This is a genomic window from Pseudonocardia sp. P-1 (assembly GCF_058111925.1).
The window spans coordinates 541933-560291 of the sequence record NZ_CM176614.1 but is presented as its reverse complement, the minus strand read 5'-3'; the positions used below and the strand labels follow the sequence as shown (position 1 = coordinate 560291).

Genomic DNA, 18359 nt, shown 5'->3' with positions numbered 1-18359 from the left:
GTCGCCGTGACCGTCGTCGCCGTCGTGTCCGGTTCGATGATCCCCAGGTGCCCGGGCTCGGTCCAGGCAAAACACCCATGGGACGGCACAGGGGCCCCGGTCGTGGTGGGATCGGTGCCCGTGAGCGGTATCGACGAGATCGAGGAGTGGACCCGGGCGCAACGCCGGGTCATCGACCTGGTGCGGGACCTGTCGCCCGAGCGCGCGGAGCTGACGGTCCCGTCCTGCCCGGACTGGACGGTGCGCGACCTGTTCTCGCACATGGTCGGCCTGGGCGCGGACGTGGTGCGTGGCGACGAGCCCGACGACCACAACGAGGAGTGGACGGACCGGCAGGTGCGGGCGCGGCGTGACCACGACGTGGCGGCACTCGTCGCGGAGTGGGAGTCGCTGACCGGCCCGCTGCGCGACTGGATGGCGGCCCACAACACCCGCCCGCTCGGCGACGTGATCATCCACGAGCAGGACCTGCGCGGTGCCCTGCGCGAGCCCGGCGGGCAGCACACCCCCGGCCTCTACGCGGTCATGGACACGTTCCTGGGCCGGTTCGCCGGCGCGGTCGGGGACCGGGCGTCGATCGCCCTGGTCGGTGACGGCCGCCGCTGGGTGTCCGCGGGCGACGAGGCGGGGGCTGCGGTCGTCGTGCGGGCCCCGGACTTCGAGCTGGCCCGTGCCCTGGTCACCCGCCGGTCGGCGGCGCAGCTGCGGGCCTGGACCGAGCGCGGCGACGTCGAGCCCTATCTGGACGCGTTCGCCCTGCTCGGGCCGCTGCCCGGCACCGATCTCACGGAGTCCTGACCACGGTCGTCACCGGATTGTCAGCACCGTCGACGTGACACGGTCCTGACAGTGGGTCCAGACTGGGCGGGTGAGCGTGCACCCCACCCACCCCGTCCCCGCCCTCGACGACGCGCTGACCGGGCGCGCCGTCGAGCGCGTCCGCCGCTGGACCGAGCGCACCGGTACCGCACCGTCGTCGGGTTCCGGCCGCGGAGCGGACCCGACGCAGCGGCTGGCCGCGCTGATGCACGACCCCGCCGGGGTCGACTTCACGCTGCGCTTCGTCGACCGCGTCGCCCGCCCCGCCGACGACCGGGTCGCGGCCCGTGAGCTGGCCCGGCTCGCCGGGGCGGGCGCCGCACTGCCCGCGTTCGTCACCGGCACCGACCGGTTGCTGCTGCGGGCCGGCGGCCGGCTGGCGACGGCGCTGCCGCACGTCGTCGTGCCCGCGGCGCGGTCGCGGCTGCGCAGCCTGGTCGGGCACCTGATCGTCGACGCGGGCGGGCGCGGCCTGGACCGCCGCCTCGCCGCGGCCCGGCGCGACGGGCACCGGCTGAACCTCAACCTGCTCGGCGAGGCGGTCCTCGGCCACGACGAGGCGGACCGGCGCCTCGCCCGCACGATCGCGCTGCTGCGCCGGCCGGGCGTCGACCACGTGTCGGTGAAGGCGTCCTCGGTCGTCGCCCAGCTCGTGCCGTGGGACCTCGAGGGCAGCCGCGACCTGCTCGTGGACCGGCTGCTGCCGCTCTACCGGGCCGCCCGCGAGCACGGCGTGTTCGTGAACCTCGACATGGAGGAGTACAAGGACCTCCACCTCACCGTCGCGCTGTTCACCACGCTGCTGGCGCGCCCGGAGTTCCACGACCTGCCCGCCGGGATCGTCCTGCAGGCCTACCTGCCCGACTCCGTCGCCGCGCTCGACGAGCTCGGGGAGTTCGCCGCCCGCCGTGCCGCCGCGGGCGGGGCGCCGATCAAGGTGCGCCTGGTCAAGGGCGCGAACCTGGCGATGGAACGGGTCGACGCCGAGCTGCACGACTGGCCGCAGGCGCCCTACGCCACCAAGGCCGAGGTCGACGCCAACTACGTCCGGCTCCTCGACCGCGGCATCGGCGGCCCGCACGCCGACGGGATGCGCCTGGGCGTCGCGTCGCACCACCTGCACCACGTCGCGCTCGCCCTGGAGCTGGCCGACGCCCGCGGTGCCCGGGCCCAGCTGGACCTGGAGATGCTGCAGGGCATGGCCCCCGCGTTCGCCGACGCCGTCGCGGGCGACCTGCCGGAGTCCGGGCCGGGCTCGCAGCTGGTGCTCTACACCCCCGTCGTGCACCGCGGCGACTTCGACACCGCCGTGTCGTACCTGGTCCGGCGACTGGAGGAGAACGCCTCGCCGGAGGGCTACCTGTACACGCTGTTCGCCCCCGGATCGGGCGGTCCGGCGACCTACCAGGAGCGGTTCCTCGCCTCGGTGCGCGACCGCGACGCCGTCGCCGACACCCCGCGCCGCACCCAGGACCGCACCGTGTCCGCACCCGTCGGGACCGACGGCCCGCTGCCCGGGGACCCGGTGCCGGCCGGGTTCCGCGCCGAGCCCGACACCGACCCGTCACTGCCCGCGAACCGGGAGTGGGCCCGTCGCGCCGCGACGACCGCCGTCGCCCGGACCGAGGTCCCCGTCGTCACCGACCCGGCCGCGGTCGACGCCGCGGTCGAGCGCGCCCGCACCTGCGGCTGGCGCGACGTCCCCGCCGCGGAGCGGGCCGCGACGCTGCACCGCGCCGCCCGCGCGCTGGCCGCCGCCCGCGGCACGCTGCTGTCGGTGATGCTGCACGAGGCGGGCAAGACCGTCGCCGAGGCCGACCCCGAGATCTCCGAGGCCGTCGACTTCGCCGCCTACTACGCCGAGCGCGCCGCCGAGCTCGACGGCGCCCCGTTCACCCCGGACCGGGTCGTGGGCGTGACCCCGCCCTGGAACTTCCCGGTCGCGATCCCGCTCGGCGGCTGCCTCGCCGCGCTCGCCGCGGGCGCCCCGGTGCTGCTCAAGCCCGCCCCGCAGGTCCGCGAGTGCGCCGAGGCCGGCGTGGCCGCGCTGCACCGCGGCGGGATCCCGCGCGAGGCACTGCAGCTGCTGCCCACCGACGAGGCCGACGCCGGACGCCGGCTCGTCACCCACCCCGGGATCGACCGCGTCGTGCTCACCGGCTCGTCGGAGACCGCCGCGCTGTTCCGGTCCTGGCGGCCCGACCTGAACCTCGTCGCCGAGACCAGCGGCAAGAACGCACTGGTCATCACCCCCGCCGCCGACCCGGACCTCGCCGTCGCCGACCTCGTGCGCTCGGCGTTCGGGCACGCCGGGCAGAAGTGCTCCGCGGCGTCGCTGGCCATCCTCGTCGGCCCGGCCGCGACCGGCTCGGCCACCGGGAGGCGGCTGCGCCGCCAGCTCGTCGACGCCGTCACCACCCTGCACGTCGGCCCGGGAACCGACCTCGCGACGACCATGGGCCCGCTCATCGAGGCGCCCTCGGCGAAGCTGCACCGGGCGCTCACCACGCTGGAGCCGGGGGAGCGGTGGCTGGTGCGCCCGCGCCGGGTCTCGGAGACGGTGTGGACACCGGGCGTGCGGGCCTGGGTGTCGCCGGGCAGCTGGTTCCACCGCACCGAGTGCTTCGGCCCGGTGCTCGGCCTGATGGCAGCCCGCGACCTCGACGAGGCGATCGCCTGGCAGAACGACACCGGCTTCGGCCTCACCGGCGGCATCCACTCCCTGGACTCCGACGAGATCGCGCACTGGCTCGACCGCGTCGAGGTCGGCAACGCCTACGTCAACCGGCACATCACCGGCGCGATCGTGCAGCGCCAGTCCTTCGGCGGCTGGAAGGGCTCGGTGCTCGGCCCGGGTGCCAAGCCCGGTGGACCCAACTACGTCGCCCAGTTCGGTACCTGGCACGACGGCGACCTCCCCGGGCCGGGACCGACGTCCGGCCCGGCCGCGGACCGCGTCCTGGCCGCGGCGGCCGACCTCGACCCGGCCGCCCGCGACCGCCTCGCCCGCGCCGCCGCCTCCGACGCCCGCGCGTGGGACACCGAGTTCGGGGTCGAGCACGACCCGACCGGGCTGGCCGCGGAGTCCAACGTGTTCCGCTACCGGCCCGCCCCGTCGGCGACGCTGTGGTGCGGCGTCGGTGCCGCCCGCGCCGACGTCCTGCGGGTGCTGCTCGCCGCGGCCACCGCGGGGGTGCCGGTCCGGCTGCACGGGCCGGGGATCCCGCCGGGCGAGGTCCCCGGCGGGGTGCACGGCGGCGACGGGCTCGTCCCCGTCGCGGGCGAGCGGATCCGGGCCCTGGGCACCGTGCCCGACGGTCTGCGGGCGGCCGCCGCCCAGGTGGGCGCCTCCGTCGTGGACACCCCGGTGGTGCTGGACGGACGCCGGGAGATGCCGTCCGTGCTGCGGGAGCAGGCGGTCAGCCGCACCCGGCACCGGTTCGGCCACCTCGAACGGTGAGCGATGGCGGACGCACCGTCGCCGTGGTTACGGTGCGTCCATGGTGGTGCGTGCCCGCGATGTCATGACCGAACGCGTCGTCATGATCTGGGCGGACGCACCGCTGGCCCGGGCGCAGGAGCGGATGGCGGAGTCCCGGTTCTCCGCCCTGCCCGTGGTCGACCGGCGGTTCTCCCTGGTCGGGGTGATCTCGCTGGTCGACGTGCTGCGCCACCGCGACGACCCGCACGCCGTCGTCGGCGACGCGATGACCGAGCAGGTCGTGTCGGTGCTCCCGACGACGAACGTCTCGATCGTCGCGCACCGCATGCGGGTCTACGGCGAGCTGCGGCTGGTGCCCGTCGTCGACAAGGGCATCCTGGTCGGTGTGATCACCCGCAGCGACCTGCTGCGGCACCGGCACTCCGGTGGGCGGCTGCGCCGCACCGCCCGCCGGATCGGCGGTGTCGTGCCGGTGGCGCCGCTGCCGGAGGCGATGGCGCCGCGCGGTGCGGGCCGGATCGGCGGCCGGCCGACGTCGTCGCTGCGGGTCGCGGACGTGATGACCGACGGCGGGCTGGTCGCGATCCCGCCGGAGCTGGCCCTCGACGAGACCGCCGAGGTCCTGCTGTCCTACCGGTTCACCGCGGTCCCGGTCGTCGACGACCGCGACCACCTGCTGGGCATCGTCTCCGAGGCCGACCTCATGCACGGCTCCCTGGACGGCGGCCGGCGGCTGCGGGCCCGCACCGTCTCGGAGGTGATGACCCGCGACGTCGAGGTCGTGCACCCGGGCGACCCGCTCACCGACGCCGAGGACCTGCTGTCCCGGCGCGGGTTCCGGGTCGTCCCGGTCGTCGACGCCGAGGACGTGCTGGTCGGGGTGCTCAGCCGCAGCGACCTGCTCTGACCCGCGGTCAGGCCCCCGGGACCGGGGCGGCGGGAGCGGCCGGTGCCCGGACCGCGTCGCACTCCTGGGCGGCCTTCGCGACCAGCAGCGAGAACGCCACCGGGTCCTCCAGCGACTGCCCCGGCAGCGCCCCGAAGTCCAGGTACTTCTGCAGGCAGGCGAACTGGGCGGCCTGGTCGGCGGGGCTCAGCGGCGGCTCGGCGGGCGGCGCGGGCTGCGCCGACGCCGTCCCGGCGGTGACGGCGGCCAGGGCGAGTGCGGCGGCGACGGCGCCCGCCGCGGTGGTGGCGGCACGCAGGGCGGTCCTCACGATGTGCTCGCTTCCTGCGCCGGGGGCCGGCGCGGTCGGGGTCCTACCGCCCTCCGCGTGGCGTCCCGGCCGAGCCCGGCGTCCGCGGTGGCACGATCCTGCGGCCCCGGCGGCACCCGGCGCGCCCCGACGGGCACGGGTCGACCCGGAGGTGTGACCCCCGGTCGGGTGGGCGTGGGATCCTGCCCGGGTGCCCCACGACCACACCCCCGCCCGCGATCTGCTCTGCACCTGGTCCCGCCGGATGGTCCGCGACGGACTCGTCGTCGGCACCTCGGGGAACCTGTCGCTGCGCACCGGGGACCTGATCGCGGTCACCCCGTCCGGTGTGGACTACGAGACGATGACCGCCGCGGACGTCGTGCTCGTCGATGCGGAGGGCACGCTCGTCGACGGCACCCGGGAGCCGACCAGCGAGCTCGCGCTGCACGTGGCCGCGCAGGCCCGGCCCGGCACCGGCGCGGTGGTCCACACGCACTCCCCGGCGGCGGTCGCGCTGTCGACGCTGTCCGACCACGTCCCGGCCGTGCACTACCAGCTCGCGATGTTCGGCGACGGCGTGCGGGTGTCGGAGTACGCGCCGTTCGGCAGCCGTGAGCTGGTCGTGAACGCGCTCGCGGCGCTGGGGGAGTCCACCGCCGTCGTCCTGGGCCACCACGGCACGCTCGTGCTCGGCGACACCCTCGGCGCCGCCTACGACGGCGCCCGCCAGCTGGAGTGGCTCTGCGACGTCTGGCTGCGCGCCCGCGCCGTCGGCGAGCCGCGGCTGCTGCCCGACGCCGAGATCAGCGCGGTGCGAGGGCGGTTCGCGGCCCAGCGGTCGAAGGTGCGGGCGACGAGCCCGATCCCCACGCCCGCTCCTCGGTGACGATCGCGGTCACCAGGTCGAACGGCGTCACGTCGAACGCCGGGTTGTAGACCGGGGTCCCGGGCAGGGTGAGCAGGGTGCCGCCGTGCTCACGGACCTCCTCGGCCCCCCGCTGCTCGACGACGATGTCGGCCCCGGTCGGGGTGTGCGGGTCGATCGTCTCCTCCGGCGCGACCACCACGAACGGGATCCCGGACCGGGCCGCGGCGCAGGCCAGCATGTAGGTCCCGATCTTGTTCGCGACGTCGCCGTTGGCCGCGATCCGGTCGGCACCGACGAACACCGCGTCGACCAGCCCGGACGCGATCGCCGCGGGACCGGCCGAGTCGACGCACAGCCGGTGCGGCGCCCCGGCCGCGGCGAGCTCCCAGACGGTCAGCCGCGCGCCCTGCAGCAGCGGGCGCGTCTCGCACGCCAGCACCTCGGCCAGTGCGCCGCGCTCGTGCAGCCGCAGGACCGCCCCCAGCGCGGTGCCGCCGTCGCCGGTGGCCAGGGGGCCGGTGTTGCACACCGTCAGCGCCCGCAGCGGGCGGTCCGCGCACAGCTCCTGCGCCAGGTCCGCGGCCCGGGCGGTCGCCGCGGCGTTGACCCGCGCGGCCTCCGCGGCGACGGCGCGGGCCTGCGCGAGCACCGCGGCCGGGCCGTCGTCGAGCGCCTCCAGGGCCCGGGCCACCCCCAGCCCCAGCGGGACGGCGGTGGGCCGGGCGACGGCGATCCGCTCGGCCGCGGCCCGCACCGCGGCGACGGCGACCGGCGTCGCCGTGCCGTGCAGGTGCGCGGCCAGCGCGACCCCGAAGGCGCCGGTGATGCCCAGGCTCGGGGCACCGCGCACGGCCAGCGACCGGATCGCCTCGATCAGCTCGTCGACGGTGCGCAGGTACAGGTGCTCGGTCGCGCCGGGCAGTGCGCGCTGGTCGAGCAGGACCACCGCCGGGCCGGCCTCGTCGTCGCCGGCCCAGTCCACGATCCGCATCGGCCCGTACCCTCCCCGGTCGTCCGCCCTCGGGTGACCGGGGTGAACCTACCCCGGCGCCGCGGGCGGCCGGGCCGACTGCGGTCCCGGTCACGGGCGGGTGCTCACCGTCCGGGCGGGGCCACCCGGTAGACCGCACCGGCGTCGTCGTCGGTCACGTAGACCGCGCCGTCCGGCCCGGCGACGGCCGCGACCGGCCTGCCCCAGCGCGCTCCGGACGGGTCCTGGAACCCGCCGACCAGCGTCTGTTGCGCGCCGAGGCGCCCGTCCCGCCAGGGGCAGAACGACACCTCGGGGGCCCTCGGCGGGTCGGCGTTCCAGGAGCCGTGCACCCCGGCCAGGGCCCCGGCCGCGTACGGCGCGGGCAGCACCCCGTCGGTGAACGAGAGCCCCAGCGGTGCCGAGTGCGCCGGGAAGGACTGCTCCACGGGGGCCAGCGCCGCACAGTCCATCGCGCGCCCGCCGGGGTTCAGCTCGGCGTCGGCGACCAGACCGACGTCGGTGAAGTCCTGCGCGGAGCCGGCGACGCCCGGGTCGGTGTCCGGGTCCGGGTTGCAGAACGGCCAGCCCAGCTCGCGGCCCGGGGTGAGGCGGGCCAGCGGCTCGGCCGGATGGTCGGTGACGTAGCCGTCGACGACCTTCCCGAACGACGAGGCGCCGGCGTCGCCGTAGGGCCGGTCGTAGGGGTAGGGCACGTTGTCGCGGCCGTTGACCGCGGTCCAGACCGACCCGTCGGGCGCGGTGGCCAGCCCGGTGCCGTTGCGGACCCCGGTCGCGAACGGCGCGGCGGGCCCGCCGGTGGGCGGCATCCGCAGGATCGACGCGCGCGGGGGAGTGGCGTCCCGGTCGGCGACCGAGATGTTGCCGGTCGACCCGACCGAGACGTAGACCGCGCCGTCCGGACCGACGGTGACCGACTTCAGCTCGTGGCCGTAGGCGCCACGCAGGTCGGGGGAGTTGGCATCGGGCAGGCCGGGGACGACGACCCGCCGCCCGGTCGCCGCGCCGCGCGCCCAGGCGTACGCCGACACCTGGTTCGACTCGGCGACGTAGAGGGTGCCGCCGTCCGGGGAGAACGCGAGCCCGTGCGGCTGGGTGAGCCCGTCGAGCAACGGCCGCTGCTCACCGGTGCGCGACAGCGCCAGCACCCGGCCGTCGTCGGGCACCGAGACGAGCAGCTCGCCGTCCGGGGTCCAGACGGCCAGCCGGGCGTTCGGGACGCGGGCGAGGACCGACACCGTCCACCCGGCCGGGACGAGCGCCTCGCGGGGCTCGTCGAACGGGGCGGTCGCGGCCCCGGGCGGCACCGACACGGTGACCGGCACCAGGTCCGCGCCCGCCGCGGCGACCGGGGCCTCGGCGCCGGACAGCGCGTTGGTCACCGGGTTGGGGCCGGTGCCGCAGGCGGCGAGCAGGGGGAGCGTGACCAGGGCGGCCAGCCAGGGGGCGATCCGCATGAACCCGACGCTACGGCCGCAACCGGCCCGTCGCGCGGCGGGGGCGCGCAGCCGTCAGGATCGTCGTCGATGCGCCTGACACTGCACGCCCGCGGACCGCAGCCCGCCGACGAGGTCTGGGAGCGCTACGCCGTGCCCGCCCGCTGGCCGGAGTGGGCGCCCTACATCCTCGGTGTCGACACCGCGGCGGACCGGATACGCCCCGGGGTGACCGGGCAGGTCCGCGGCCCGCTCGGCGTCACGGTGTCCTTCGCGGTCACCGAGGTCGACGAGCGCGCCCGCACCTGGGCCTGGGACGTCGCCCTCGGCGGCAGTGCCTCCCCGCTGAACCGGGTGCGGCTGAGCCTGGACCACGGCGTGCGGCCGTCCGGGGCCGGTACCCGGACCTGGCTGACCGTGCACGGCCCGCCCGCCGTGGTCCTGCCCTACCTGGTGCCGGCGCGGCTGTCGCTGGAGATGCTGGTCCGCCGCCCCGCCCGGGCGAGGTGATCGCACGCCAGCGTCGCGAACGCGCCGGGCACCTCGATCTGGGGCATGTGTCCCACCCGGCCGAACACGTGCGTCGTGACCTGCGGGAGCCGGCCCGCCGCGCGCAGCTGGGCCGCGGGCAGGATCAGGTCCCGCTCACCCCACACGACCAGGGTCGGCTTCGGGGCGCGGGCGAACGCGTCGAGCAGCGCGCGCCGCCAGCCCGGCCGGACCCCGCGGACGGTGCCCAGCTCGGCCGCGACCTCGGCGAAGGTCCGGGCGAACTCCGGCCGCCGCGCGATCTCCACGGCGCGGGCGACCCGCTCGTCGGTGACCAGGGAGCCGTCGACGAACAGGGACCGCTCCGAGCGTCGCGCCGCCCTGGCGTCCAGGTGGCCCAGCAGGAACCGGCCCAGCAGCGGCACCCCGATGACCCGCAGCGCCGGGGTCACCTCGGCACCGAACCCGGCGGGGTCGGCCAGCACCAGGGAGACGACCCGCTCGGGGTGCCGGGTGGAGATCAGCAGCGCGACGGCGCCGCCGAGCGAGTTGCCCATGACGTGCGCCGGGCGGGTCTCGCCGAGCGCGTCGAGGGTGGCGAGCGCGGTGTCGGCGAGCTTCTCCAGCGTCGCCGGGCCGGGCACCCGGTCGGAGTGGCCGAACCCGGCAAGGTCGAGCGCGACCACCCGGTACCGGGACAGGAACTCGTGCTGCGGATCCCAGTCCTCCAGGCTGCGGCCGATCCCGTGCAGCAGCAGGACCGGCTCACCGGCGGGGTCGCCGGTCTCGCGGACCCGGATCCGGGTGCCGCCGACGTCGACGAAGCGGGTCTGCGGGAGGGTCATCGCGTGCGCGCCGCCTTCGCGTTCCCGGAGGCGCCCACCAGCTTCGCGAAGATCCGGATGCTGTTCGCCGGGGCGAGCCGGGCCAGCAGGTCCGGGACCTTCGCGCTGATCCCGATGAGCAGCCGCGGGCGGCGCTTCGCGATCGCGTCGACGATCAGCTCGGCGGCCTTCTCCGCGGGGAAGGTCAGCAGCTTCTCGAAGTCCTTCTTGCCGCGCTCGGCCTCCTCGGCCGGAATGTTGACCCCGACCCGGGCGCCGGCGGCGATCCCGGTCCTGATGCCGCCCGGGTGCACCGTGGTGACGGTGGTGCCGACCTGGGCGAGCTCGGCGCGCAGCGCCTCGGAGAAGCCGCGGATCGCGAACTTCGACGACGAGTACGCCGACTGCCCGGGCGGGGCGATCAGCCCGAACAGGCTGGACACGTTGACCACGTGCGCGCCGGGCCGTGCGGTCAGCGCGGGCAGCAGGGCGTGGGTCAGCCGCACCGGCGCGCGGAAGTTGACGTCCATGACCCAGTCGAACTCGTCGAGGGTCAGCCGGGCGAAGTCCCCGCCGAGCGCGACGCCGGCGTTGTTGACCAGCAGCCTGATCTCCGGGTGACCGGCGAGGATCCGGCTCGACAGCGCGTCGACGGCGTCACGGTCGGCCAGGTCGACGGTCTCGGTGGTCACCGACAGGCCGGGGTGCTTCGCGCGGATCGCCGACGCGACGGTGCCGAGCCGGTCGCCGTCGCGGTCGACGAGCACGAGGTCGCTGCCGCGCTCGGCGAGCAGCCGGGCCACGTGCTCGCCCATGCCACCGGCGGCACCGGTGACGACGGCGGTGCCCTCGGCGAAGCGGAACGGTGAGCGGGCCATCAGGAGGCCACCTCCTGCTGTGCGGTCGCCGGGGTGGCGGCCCTGTCCGCGGCGATGCCGGACGCGGTCGGGGTGGGGACGCGGGCGTCGCGGGCCCCCAGCGCCGAGGCGGGGGTGAGGATCATGTCCCGCTTGAGGTCGGCGCGGCCGAGCCCGACGGCGTCGAGGAAGAAGTTCTGGTGCAGCCGCCACGGGTCCTTGCGGCCCTGGCGCGGGAACAGGTGCTCCGAGCGCTTCACGTAGTTCGACTCGATGTCGAGCAGCGGCCGGTCCGGGGACGCGGTCGGCGCCGGCGTGGCGACGGCGATCCGCTCGCGGTCCATCAGCGCGAGCAGCTTGGGCACGTAGCGGGCGACGAGGTCGGCGCGCAGCGTCCAGGACGCGTTGATGTAGCCGATGCAGAACGCCAGGTTCGGCAGGCCCGACAGCATCAGGCCGCGGTAGGTGACGGTCTTGCCGATGTCGACCTGCTCGCCGTCGACGTGGATCGTGATGCCGCCCAGCGGGCTCAGCGACAGGCCGGTCGCCGAGACGATCACGTCGGCCTCCAGCTCCTCGCCCGACCGGAGCCGGATGCCCTTCTCGGTGATCCGCTCGATGTGGTCGGTGACGACCGAGGCCTCACCCCGGTTGATCGACTTGTAGAAGTCGCCCTCCGGGATGACGCACAGGCGCTGGTCCCACGGGTCGTAGCTCGGGGTGAAGTGCTTGTCCACGTAGGACTCGTCCTTGAGGAACTTCAGCGCGAGGCCGCGCAGCACCTTCTTGACACGCTCCGGGCGGCGCCGCGCGAGCTGGTAGAACGCCTGGGTCAGCGTCACGTACTGCAGGCGCAGGATCGCGTGCGCGACCGTGGCGGGCAGGAAGCGGCGCAGCTGGTCGGCGACCGGGTCCTTGCTGGGCAGCACCGTCAGGTACGACGGCGAGCGCTGCAGCATCGTGACGTGCCCGGCCTTCGCGGCCAGCGAGGGGATCAGCGTGACGGCGGTGGCGCCGGACCCGATGACGACGACCTTCTTGCCGGTGTAGTCGAGGTCCTCCGGCCAGAACTGCGGGTGCACCCAGGTGCCGGCGAAGTCCTCCCGGCCCGGGAACTCCGGCTGGAAGCCCTTGTCGTAGTCGTAGTAGCCCGAGCACATGAACAGGAACGAGCAGGTGTAGCGCTTCGGGCCCTGCGCGGTGGTGGTGTCCACCGTCCAGCGCGCGGTGGCCGAGTCCCAGGACGCACCGACGACCTTCGTGCCGAAGCGGATCCGCTCGGTCACGCCGTACTCGCGGGCGGTCTCGGTGATGTAGCGGCGGATGTCGGCGCCGTCGGCGATCGACTTCGGCTCGCGCCACGGCCGGAACGGGTAGGCCAGGGTGAACATGTCCGAGTCCGAGCGGATGCCCGGGTAGCGGAACAGGTCCCAGGTGCCGCCGATGTTCTCGCGGCCCTCGAGGATCGCGTAGTCCTTGCCGGGCAGCTCCTGGTGCAGCCGGGCCGCGGCGCCGATGCCGGAGAGCCCGGCTCCGACGATGATCACGTCGCGGTGCTCGACGGCGGTGCTGTCCGGAGCGGGCGTCGTGCCGGCCTGCGTCATGTGGTCCTCCTCATCGGGCGCGTCCGCGCTGACTACCTCTTCGACCGAGATCCAGTCTGCCCCAAACCTACCCGGAGTAACTTGACTCGGCGCGACAACAACTTACCCTCGTACGACATGGGCGCCGGATCACTCACCCGGGCGAGGGCGTTGCGGGGGCTCGTCGCGCTGGTCGGCGAGCTGGGCGGCGACGGAGCGGAGCTGTTCGCGCGGTTCCGCATCCCGATCGACGCCGTCGAGGGGACCGACCCCGACGCGCTGGTCCCGACCCGGTCGGTGGCCCGGGTGCTGGAGACCGCGGCCGCCGAGCTCGGGTGCGGCGACCTGGGCCTGCGCCTCGCGCAGCGGCAGGGCCCGGAGATCCTCGGGCCGCTCGCCGTCGCCGTCCAGAACTCGGCGACCCTCGGCGACGCGCTCGACTGCGCCTCGCGCTACCTCTACGTGCACAGCCCGGCACTGACGATCGGCGCCGTCGCCGACCCGGAGGGCGTCGCCGGGGTGACCGGGCTGGAGTACGGCAGCACCGACCCGCTCCCGCCGCAGGTCGCCGACCTGGGGGTGGGGGTGCTGCACCGGATCGTCGGGCTGCTGTCGGGCGGGCCCTACGGGCTGCGGTCGGTGCACCTGCCGCACACCGCTCCCGCCGACGCCGACCGCTTCCGGGAGTTCTTCGGCGCCGAGGTCCGCTTCGACCGGCCCGCCGCCGTGCTGCGGGTGCCCGCCGACCTCGTGCGACGCCCGCTGGCCGGCGGCGACGAGACCGTGCGCGCCATCGCCATCGAGTACCTGGAGACCCACTTCGACCGGCCCGGGCGCACCGTCACCGACCGGGTGCGCGCCGCCGTCGATCGGTCGCTGGCGTCGGGCCCGGTGCGGATCGGCTCCGTCGCCCGGCTGCTGCGGGTCCACCCCCGCACGCTGCAGCGTCACCTCGCGGTGGAGGGGACGACGTTCGAGCAGGTCGTCGACGACGCCCGCCGGGACACCGCCGAGCGCCTGATCCTGCGGACCGACCTGCCGTTCACCCAGGTCGCGGCGATGATCGGGCTGGCGGAGCAGTCGGCGCTGTCCCGTGCGTCGAGGCGCTGGTTCGGGAGGCCTCCGCGGGAGCTGCGCAAGGCCGGACCGGCCGGGCTGCCGGTGGGCTGACGGCTGTACGGGCCCCGTGCTGCGCCGACGGTCCTACCGGGCGCGCAGCGCGTAGCGGCGCTCGGCGTAGTCGAGGTCGTCGCGCCACAGCCGGGTGGCGGCCGCGGCCATCGCCGGGCGGATCGCCGGGGCGAGCTTCGAGGCGACGGAGAACCCGGGCCGGTCCGACCCGGCGACGACGGCCTCGATCACCGCGGTCCGGGGCCGCCCGTCGCGGTCGGTGCCGCGCGGGGTCGCGTGGGTCTCGACGACCGAGCCGACGCCCTCGCCCTCCACGATGCGCATCACGACCGTCCGCGGCTCCGGGCACACGAACTCCGCCCGCACCGGGACGCCGAGCCCCGGACCGACCTTGAAGGTGACGGTGACCAGGAAGCGGTCGTCGGACTCGTCGACGTCGGTGACGGCGGGCGCGGAGTCCACCGTCAGCTTCTGGAACGAGTACGGGTGGAACCAGGCGCCGTGCCACGGGTCGAGCCGGTTGGCGACGATGTCCTCGGGCTCGCACACCCCGACCAGGGTGGTCACGGCGTCGAGGACCGCGCCGGCCGGGCGGGCCGGGACGACCGGGGCCTCGGTCGGCTCCTCACCGCCGACGTCGTCGAGCCGCGCCCAGACGAGCACCCCGTCGTCGTGGACGGGGTGCACCGCCCAGCCGGGGCCGGACCGGGCGCCCAGGCGCAGCCCGTGCCAGCGGCACACCAGCTCGCCGCAGTCGACGGCCGCCAGCGCCATCGGCGCACCGAGGTGCGGGCAGGCGCCGGGACCCACGCGCACCGTCCCGTCCTCCTCCCGCCACGCGACGAGCTCGACCCCGCCGATGCGCACGCCGAGCGGACGGTCGCCGCGGATCTCCCGGCTCGCGGCGACCACGAACCAGTTCCCCGACGGGCGCGCCTGCGCCCGCTCCAGTGCGGCCGAGATCAGCTTCGGGTCCGCGCCGGCGTAGGTCGGCTTCTGCGCCGCCCACTTCTGCGACGGCAGCGGCTGCAGCGGCCAGTGGGACGGCCAGTGCGCGGTGAGACGGGAGAGCAGGGTCATGACGTGGTGTCCTTCGACGGGTGTCAGGTGCGCATCGCGTACTCGGCGGCGCGCCGCAGCGGACCGAGGCGGCCGCTGGTGGGGACGGTCTCGAGGGGGTGGCCGGCCAGGCCCCAGCCGGCGAGCAGCCGGTTCGCCGCCTGCCAGCCGGTGCTCGCGGCGCGCTCCATGAGCGCGACCGGCAGGTCGATCCGGATGCCGTCGCCGGCCAGCACGAGGCCGTCCACGGGGGTGGCGACGGTGGGCCGCCGCGCGAAGTCGCCGACGCCGAACATCGGGCAGTCCGCCCGCCACTGCACGAGCTCGCCGACCACCCCGGCGCCGGCGGTCTCCGGGTAGAGCTCGTGCAGCCGGGCGACCGAGCGCCGGCGCAGGTCGGCGGTCCAGGTGTCGTCGTCGACGCCCGGGGGCGGAGCCGCGGAGTAGGCGTGCAGCTCCACGACGGACCCGCCGTGCCGGGCGGCCCAGCCCGCGGCGTCGCGCTCGTAGCGGTCCAGCACGGAGACGTTGTCGAGCGGGTCGAGCCCGCCGGTGCCGAGGAACGGCGGCCGGGTCGCGTCGACGGGCCGGTCGAGCCAGAGCCGTTGCACGAGGAACGGCGGGGCGCTGCCCAGCGCGGCGACGTCGTCGCGCCACCGGGCGAGCGCGTCCGGACCGTCGACGGCCGACGCGGGGTCGCCCAGGCCGGGGGAGGCGGCGACGATGTCGCGCAGCCCCCGCACGTCGGTGGCCAGCACGACCGCGTCCGCCTCGCTGCCGCCGCCGTCGCGATGATTCACGTGGAACCGTCCACTGCCGACACCGTCCACCGGGGACCGCTCCACCGAGGACACCGCGACCCCGGTCCGGAACGTGACACCGCGGGTGGTCAGGTAGTGGCGCAGCGGCTCCCACAGCGCGGTGTCGAAGCCGGCGTCGGGCACGTCGAACATCAGACCCTCGGAGGAGCCGAGGAAGTAGATGTGGAACATCGTCGCGAGCTCGGCGGCCGACATCGTCGAGGGCGGCGCGAAGAAGCTGCGGGAGAACACCTCGAACGCCAGGTGCCGGGCCGCGGGCGGGAAGTTGATCGACTCGACGAAGGTCTGCGCGTCGAGGTGGTCGATCGCCTCGTAGATGCCGGGCACGCTGACCGCGGCCAGCGGCGCGGCGGCGCGGGCGTCGAGCCGCAGCAGGTCCGACGGGCGGAACGTGGGGCTGCGCAGCGCGAACAGCACGGCGTTCCACGGGGGCGTGCGCGGCAACCCGCGGAAGGTGTCCCGGCGCCCCTGGGCGTCGACGAGCGGGTAGTCCTCCAGCGGCACCAGCCGCTCCAGTCCGGGGTCGCCGCGGCGCAGCAGCGCGCGCAGGTTGTAGTACTGCCGGAAGAACGCGTGGAAGCCGCGGCTCATCGACACCGGCGTGCCGTCGGGCAGGGTCTCCGACCAGCCACCGACCCGGCCGCCGAGGTAGGGCTCGCGCTCCAGCACCTCGACGACGACGCCGCGCTCGGCCAGCCCGGTCGCCGCGGCCAGCCCGGCGATCCCGCCCCCGACGACGACCGCCCGCGGCCGCCGCCCCAGCTGCCCGGCGTCGCCGAGGCCACCGGCGGGCTCGTGGCGGACGCGGCGCGGGTCGGTCGGGCGGGCGGTCACGACCGCGTCCCGAGCACGGTGTGCACGACGCCGTTCTGCCAGCCGGTCATGGTCTCGGAGTGCACGGCGTCGAACCCGGCGGCGCGCACCCGGTCGCGCAGGCGGCCGATGCCGTCGAAGGTGTTCACGCTGCGCCACAGGTGCCGGTACAGCGCGGTCTCGCCGGTCGTCATCCGGCCGAGCGGCACGATGATCCCCCAGCAGACCGCGTGCCAGGACAGCCGGGCGCGGGGGGAGTCGGCGACCGAGTACTCGTGCAGTGCGAGCACCCCGCCCGGGCGCAGCAGGTCGTGGAAACGGCGCAGCTGGGCGTCCGGGTCGTCGAGGTTGCGCAGCAGGTAGGCGGCGAGGATCCCGTCGAACGGGCCCTCGACCCCGTTCTCGGCGAGGGCCTCGGCGGTCGAGTGCACGAACCGCACCGACGCCGGCCACGGCTTGGTGCGGGCGCGCTCGAGCATCCCGGCCGAGGCGTCGACGGCGACGATCTCGGCGCGCGGGGCGACACCGAGCAGCGCCGCGGTGGAGGCCCCGGTGCCGCAGCCCGCGTCGAGCAGACGCAGCCCGGCGCCGTCACGGGGGAGCCGCATCCGGGCCGCGGAGGCGCGCAGGTGGTCGTGGTAGCCGGGGTTCATCCCGACCAGGCGGTCGTAGTCGGCCGCGCCGTCGTCGAAGTGCGAGGGGACCTGCTCGCGGGGCAGGCCCGCACGGCCGACGGTTCCGGGGCGGGTGGGACGGGACGGGGAACGGTCGACCATGTCCGCGAGCCTAGGACCGCCGGCGTCGCACGGCGCGTCGGGTCGCATCCTGTTGCACCGCAGCCACTCGCGGGGGCCGACCCCGGTCAGGAGACCCGGTCGGCGCAGCGCACGGCCATCGCGCGCAGCACCGCGGCGACGTCGTCGCCGAGCACCCCGTCGGCGACCGCGCCGTCGACCAGCCGCAGTGCACCCTGGATCCGGGTGGCGATGAGCTCCTCGATGCGGCGGCGGGCCCCGGTCGACTCGATCGCCACCCGCGCCGCGGCGACGTCGACCGGGCCGTCGGCCTCGTCCGAGCCGTGGAGCAGCGCGTCGAGGGCGCCCCGGGTGGCCGGTCCGGCGACCTCGCGGGCCAGCACGACCAGGCTGGTGGCCTTGCGCTCGGCCAGGTCGTCGCCCGCGGACTTGCCGGTGGCGTCGGTACCGAACACGCCCAGCACGTCGTCGCGCATCTGGAAGGCCTCGCCGACCATCGTCCCGTAGTCGCCGAGCGCCGCGAGCAGCTCCGGTCCGGCCCCGGCCATCGCGGCGCCGAGCTCCAGCGGGCGCCGGACGGTGTAGTTGCCGGACTTGCGGCGCAGCACGTCCATCACCTCGTCGAGGGTGGGGACGCGGCGGGCCTCGTTGAGCAGGTCGGCGAACTGTCCGACGGCCAGCTCCGAGCGCATCTCGTCGTAGCGCGGCCAGCCGCGCTCGAGCACCGCACGCGGCAGCCCGCTCTCACGCATCGCCTGCTCGGCCCACACCAGGCACAGGTCGCCCAGCAGCACCGCGCCGGACTCGCCGAACCGGTCCGGGCAGCCGGACATGCCCTGGTCGCGGTGCCAGGAGGCGAGCTGGACGTGCACCGTCGGGCGGCCTCGGCGCATCTGCGAGCGGTCCATGACGTCGTCCTGGAGCAGGGCGAAGGCGTGCAGCAGCTCCAGCCCGGACACGGCCGCCAGCGCGGCGGGGGAGTCCGGGGCGGCGGCCCGCCAGCCCAGGTAGCCGAACATCGACCGCAGGTACTTGCCCCGGCCGACGAAGTCGCTCAGGACCCCGGCGACGAAGTCCGCACCGCGCATCGAGTGCACGTGCTCGGCGCACCGGAGCCGCACGGTCTCGTCGACGTGGGCCCGGACCCGGCCGCGGATCTCCGCGACCCAGTCCGGGTGGGTGGGGACGTGCTCGAGCCGCCGGTCCTGCCCGGTCTCCACGAACATCGCGCGGCCTCCCGTCGGGTCGCCTGGGGTGGTGAGCGGCCGGACG

Annotated in this window: 16 protein-coding genes; 6 read left to right on the top strand and 10 right to left on the bottom strand. The window is 75.8% G+C overall.

The genetic code is table 11. The annotated features are described in order from the left end of the window. Window positions 1–120 precede the first annotated feature (120 nt). The 3 genes from AC0GKK_RS02630 to AC0GKK_RS02620 all read left to right on the top strand — a co-directional run bounded on the left by AC0GKK_RS02630 (window position 121) and on the right by AC0GKK_RS02620 (window position 5168). Window positions 121–798 carry a maleylpyruvate isomerase family mycothiol-dependent enzyme gene (locus tag AC0GKK_RS02630; protein ID WP_489883070.1) on the top strand — a complete coding sequence of 226 codons (678 nt, stop codon included), beginning with the start codon at window positions 121–123 and terminating at the stop codon, window positions 796–798. Between the two features lie 70 nt (window positions 799–868). Next, window positions 869–4279, top strand: a complete 3411-nt coding sequence (locus tag AC0GKK_RS02625) for a proline dehydrogenase family protein (RefSeq protein ID WP_489883069.1) — start codon at window positions 869–871, stop codon at window positions 4277–4279. 40 nt (window positions 4280–4319) lie between these two features. After that, the gene (locus AC0GKK_RS02620; protein ID WP_489883068.1) at window positions 4320–5168 is read left to right on the top strand and encodes a CBS domain-containing protein; all 849 of its coding nucleotides are present in this window, start codon (window positions 4320–4322) and stop codon (window positions 5166–5168) included. Window positions 5169–5175: 7 nt separating this feature from the next. On the opposite strand, the gene AC0GKK_RS02615 is transcribed toward AC0GKK_RS02620, so the two are convergent. Further along, window positions 5176–5478, bottom strand: coding sequence for a hypothetical protein (locus AC0GKK_RS02615; protein ID WP_251782773.1), 303 nt, complete (start codon window positions 5476–5478; stop codon window positions 5176–5178). Window positions 5479–5722: 244 nt separating this feature from the next. Here AC0GKK_RS02615 and AC0GKK_RS02610 point away from each other — a divergent pair, with 244 nt between their 5' ends. Further along, entirely contained in the window at window positions 5723–6346 is a 624-nt protein-coding gene (locus AC0GKK_RS02610) for a class II aldolase/adducin family protein (RefSeq protein ID WP_489883971.1), read from the top strand. Here AC0GKK_RS02610 and mtnA read toward each other — a convergent pair. Together mtnA and AC0GKK_RS02600 are read right to left on the bottom strand one after the other, a co-directional pair. Next, window positions 6264–7319: an S-methyl-5-thioribose-1-phosphate isomerase gene (mtnA, locus tag AC0GKK_RS02605; protein WP_489883067.1), complete on the bottom strand. Its 1056-nt coding sequence runs from the start codon at window positions 7317–7319 to the stop codon at window positions 6264–6266. The two genes, AC0GKK_RS02610 and mtnA, sit on opposite strands and share 83 nt — an antisense overlap. 104 nt (window positions 7320–7423) lie before the next feature. Further along, window positions 7424–8776, bottom strand: coding sequence for a PQQ-dependent sugar dehydrogenase (locus AC0GKK_RS02600; protein WP_489883066.1), 1353 nt, complete (start codon window positions 8774–8776; stop codon window positions 7424–7426). A gap of 69 nt (window positions 8777–8845) precedes the next feature. On the opposite strand from AC0GKK_RS02600, the gene AC0GKK_RS02595 reads away from it, so the two are divergent. Further along, the gene (locus AC0GKK_RS02595) at window positions 8846–9265 is read left to right on the top strand and encodes an SRPBCC family protein (protein ID WP_224402587.1); all 420 of its coding nucleotides are present in this window, start codon (window positions 8846–8848) and stop codon (window positions 9263–9265) included. Here the strand turns inward: AC0GKK_RS02595 and AC0GKK_RS02590 are convergent. The 3 genes from AC0GKK_RS02590 to AC0GKK_RS02580 are packed head-to-tail and all read right to left on the bottom strand — an operon-like array spanning window position 9202 to window position 12529. Next, window positions 9202–10089, bottom strand: coding sequence for an alpha/beta fold hydrolase (locus AC0GKK_RS02590; RefSeq protein ID WP_208825609.1), 888 nt, complete (start codon window positions 10087–10089; stop codon window positions 9202–9204). The two genes, AC0GKK_RS02595 and AC0GKK_RS02590, sit on opposite strands and share 64 nt — an antisense overlap. Continuing rightward, window positions 10086–10946 carry an SDR family NAD(P)-dependent oxidoreductase gene (locus AC0GKK_RS02585; RefSeq protein WP_224402586.1) on the bottom strand — a complete coding sequence of 287 codons (861 nt, stop codon included), beginning with the start codon at window positions 10944–10946 and terminating at the stop codon, window positions 10086–10088. Before AC0GKK_RS02585 ends, AC0GKK_RS02590 begins: the two co-directional genes overlap by 4 nt. Then, window positions 10946–12529: a flavin-containing monooxygenase gene (locus AC0GKK_RS02580; protein ID WP_405417250.1), complete on the bottom strand. Its 1584-nt coding sequence runs from the start codon at window positions 12527–12529 to the stop codon at window positions 10946–10948. Before AC0GKK_RS02580 ends, AC0GKK_RS02585 begins: the two co-directional genes overlap by 1 nt. A gap of 117 nt (window positions 12530–12646) precedes the next feature. Between AC0GKK_RS02580 and AC0GKK_RS02575 the strand changes: the two genes are divergently transcribed. Then, complete coding sequence (locus AC0GKK_RS02575; RefSeq protein ID WP_489883065.1) at window positions 12647–13678, top strand: AraC family transcriptional regulator; 1032 nt, start codon at window positions 12647–12649, stop codon at window positions 13676–13678. Window positions 13679–13711: 33 nt separating this feature from the next. Here AC0GKK_RS02575 and AC0GKK_RS02570 read toward each other — a convergent pair whose 3' ends face one another. The 4 genes from AC0GKK_RS02570 to AC0GKK_RS02555 form a co-directional block, all read right to left on the bottom strand. Continuing rightward, complete coding sequence (locus AC0GKK_RS02570) at window positions 13712–14719, bottom strand: DUF5914 domain-containing protein (RefSeq protein WP_489883064.1); 1008 nt, start codon at window positions 14717–14719, stop codon at window positions 13712–13714. Between the two features lie 23 nt (window positions 14720–14742). Further along, window positions 14743–16353: an FAD-dependent oxidoreductase gene (locus AC0GKK_RS02565; protein ID WP_405417248.1), complete on the bottom strand. Its 1611-nt coding sequence runs from the start codon at window positions 16351–16353 to the stop codon at window positions 14743–14745. Next, window positions 16350–17108 carry a class I SAM-dependent methyltransferase gene (locus tag AC0GKK_RS02560; protein WP_224402583.1) on the bottom strand — a complete coding sequence of 253 codons (759 nt, stop codon included), beginning with the start codon at window positions 17106–17108 and terminating at the stop codon, window positions 16350–16352. The genes AC0GKK_RS02565 and AC0GKK_RS02560 overlap by 4 nt, the downstream gene beginning before the upstream one ends. Before the next feature lie 86 nt (window positions 17109–17194). Further along, entirely contained in the window at window positions 17195–18313 is a 1119-nt protein-coding gene (locus tag AC0GKK_RS02555; RefSeq protein WP_489883063.1) for a polyprenyl synthetase family protein, read from the bottom strand. Between the last annotated feature and the right edge of the window lie 46 nt (window positions 18314–18359).

What these genes read in the sequence shown, in the direction of transcription:
- AC0GKK_RS02620 (WP_489883068.1), top strand. Translation starts at nt 4,320, where the DNA reads ATGGTGGTGCGTGCCCGCGATGTCATGACCGAACGCGTCGTCATGATC.
- AC0GKK_RS02610 (WP_489883971.1), top strand. Translation starts at nt 5,723, where the DNA reads ATGGTCCGCGACGGACTCGTCGTCGGCACCTCGGGGAACCTGTCGCTG.
- mtnA (WP_489883067.1), bottom strand. Translation starts at nt 7,319, where the DNA reads ATGCGGATCGTGGACTGGGCCGGCGACGACGAGGCCGGCCCGGCGGTG.
- AC0GKK_RS02600 (WP_489883066.1), bottom strand. Translation starts at nt 8,776, where the DNA reads ATGCGGATCGCCCCCTGGCTGGCCGCCCTGGTCACGCTCCCCCTGCTC.
- AC0GKK_RS02595 (WP_224402587.1), top strand. Translation starts at nt 8,846, where the DNA reads ATGCGCCTGACACTGCACGCCCGCGGACCGCAGCCCGCCGACGAGGTC.
- AC0GKK_RS02590 (WP_208825609.1), bottom strand. Translation starts at nt 10,089, where the DNA reads ATGACCCTCCCGCAGACCCGCTTCGTCGACGTCGGCGGCACCCGGATC.
- AC0GKK_RS02585 (WP_224402586.1), bottom strand. Translation starts at nt 10,946, where the DNA reads ATGGCCCGCTCACCGTTCCGCTTCGCCGAGGGCACCGCCGTCGTCACC.
- AC0GKK_RS02580 (WP_405417250.1), bottom strand. Translation starts at nt 12,529, where the DNA reads ATGACGCAGGCCGGCACGACGCCCGCTCCGGACAGCACCGCCGTCGAG.
- AC0GKK_RS02575 (WP_489883065.1), top strand. Translation starts at nt 12,647, where the DNA reads ATGGGCGCCGGATCACTCACCCGGGCGAGGGCGTTGCGGGGGCTCGTC.
- AC0GKK_RS02570 (WP_489883064.1), bottom strand. Translation starts at nt 14,719, where the DNA reads ATGACCCTGCTCTCCCGTCTCACCGCGCACTGGCCGTCCCACTGGCCG.
- AC0GKK_RS02560 (WP_224402583.1), bottom strand. Translation starts at nt 17,108, where the DNA reads ATGGTCGACCGTTCCCCGTCCCGTCCCACCCGCCCCGGAACCGTCGGC.
- AC0GKK_RS02555 (WP_489883063.1), bottom strand. Translation starts at nt 18,313, where the DNA reads ATGTTCGTGGAGACCGGGCAGGACCGGCGGCTCGAGCACGTCCCCACC.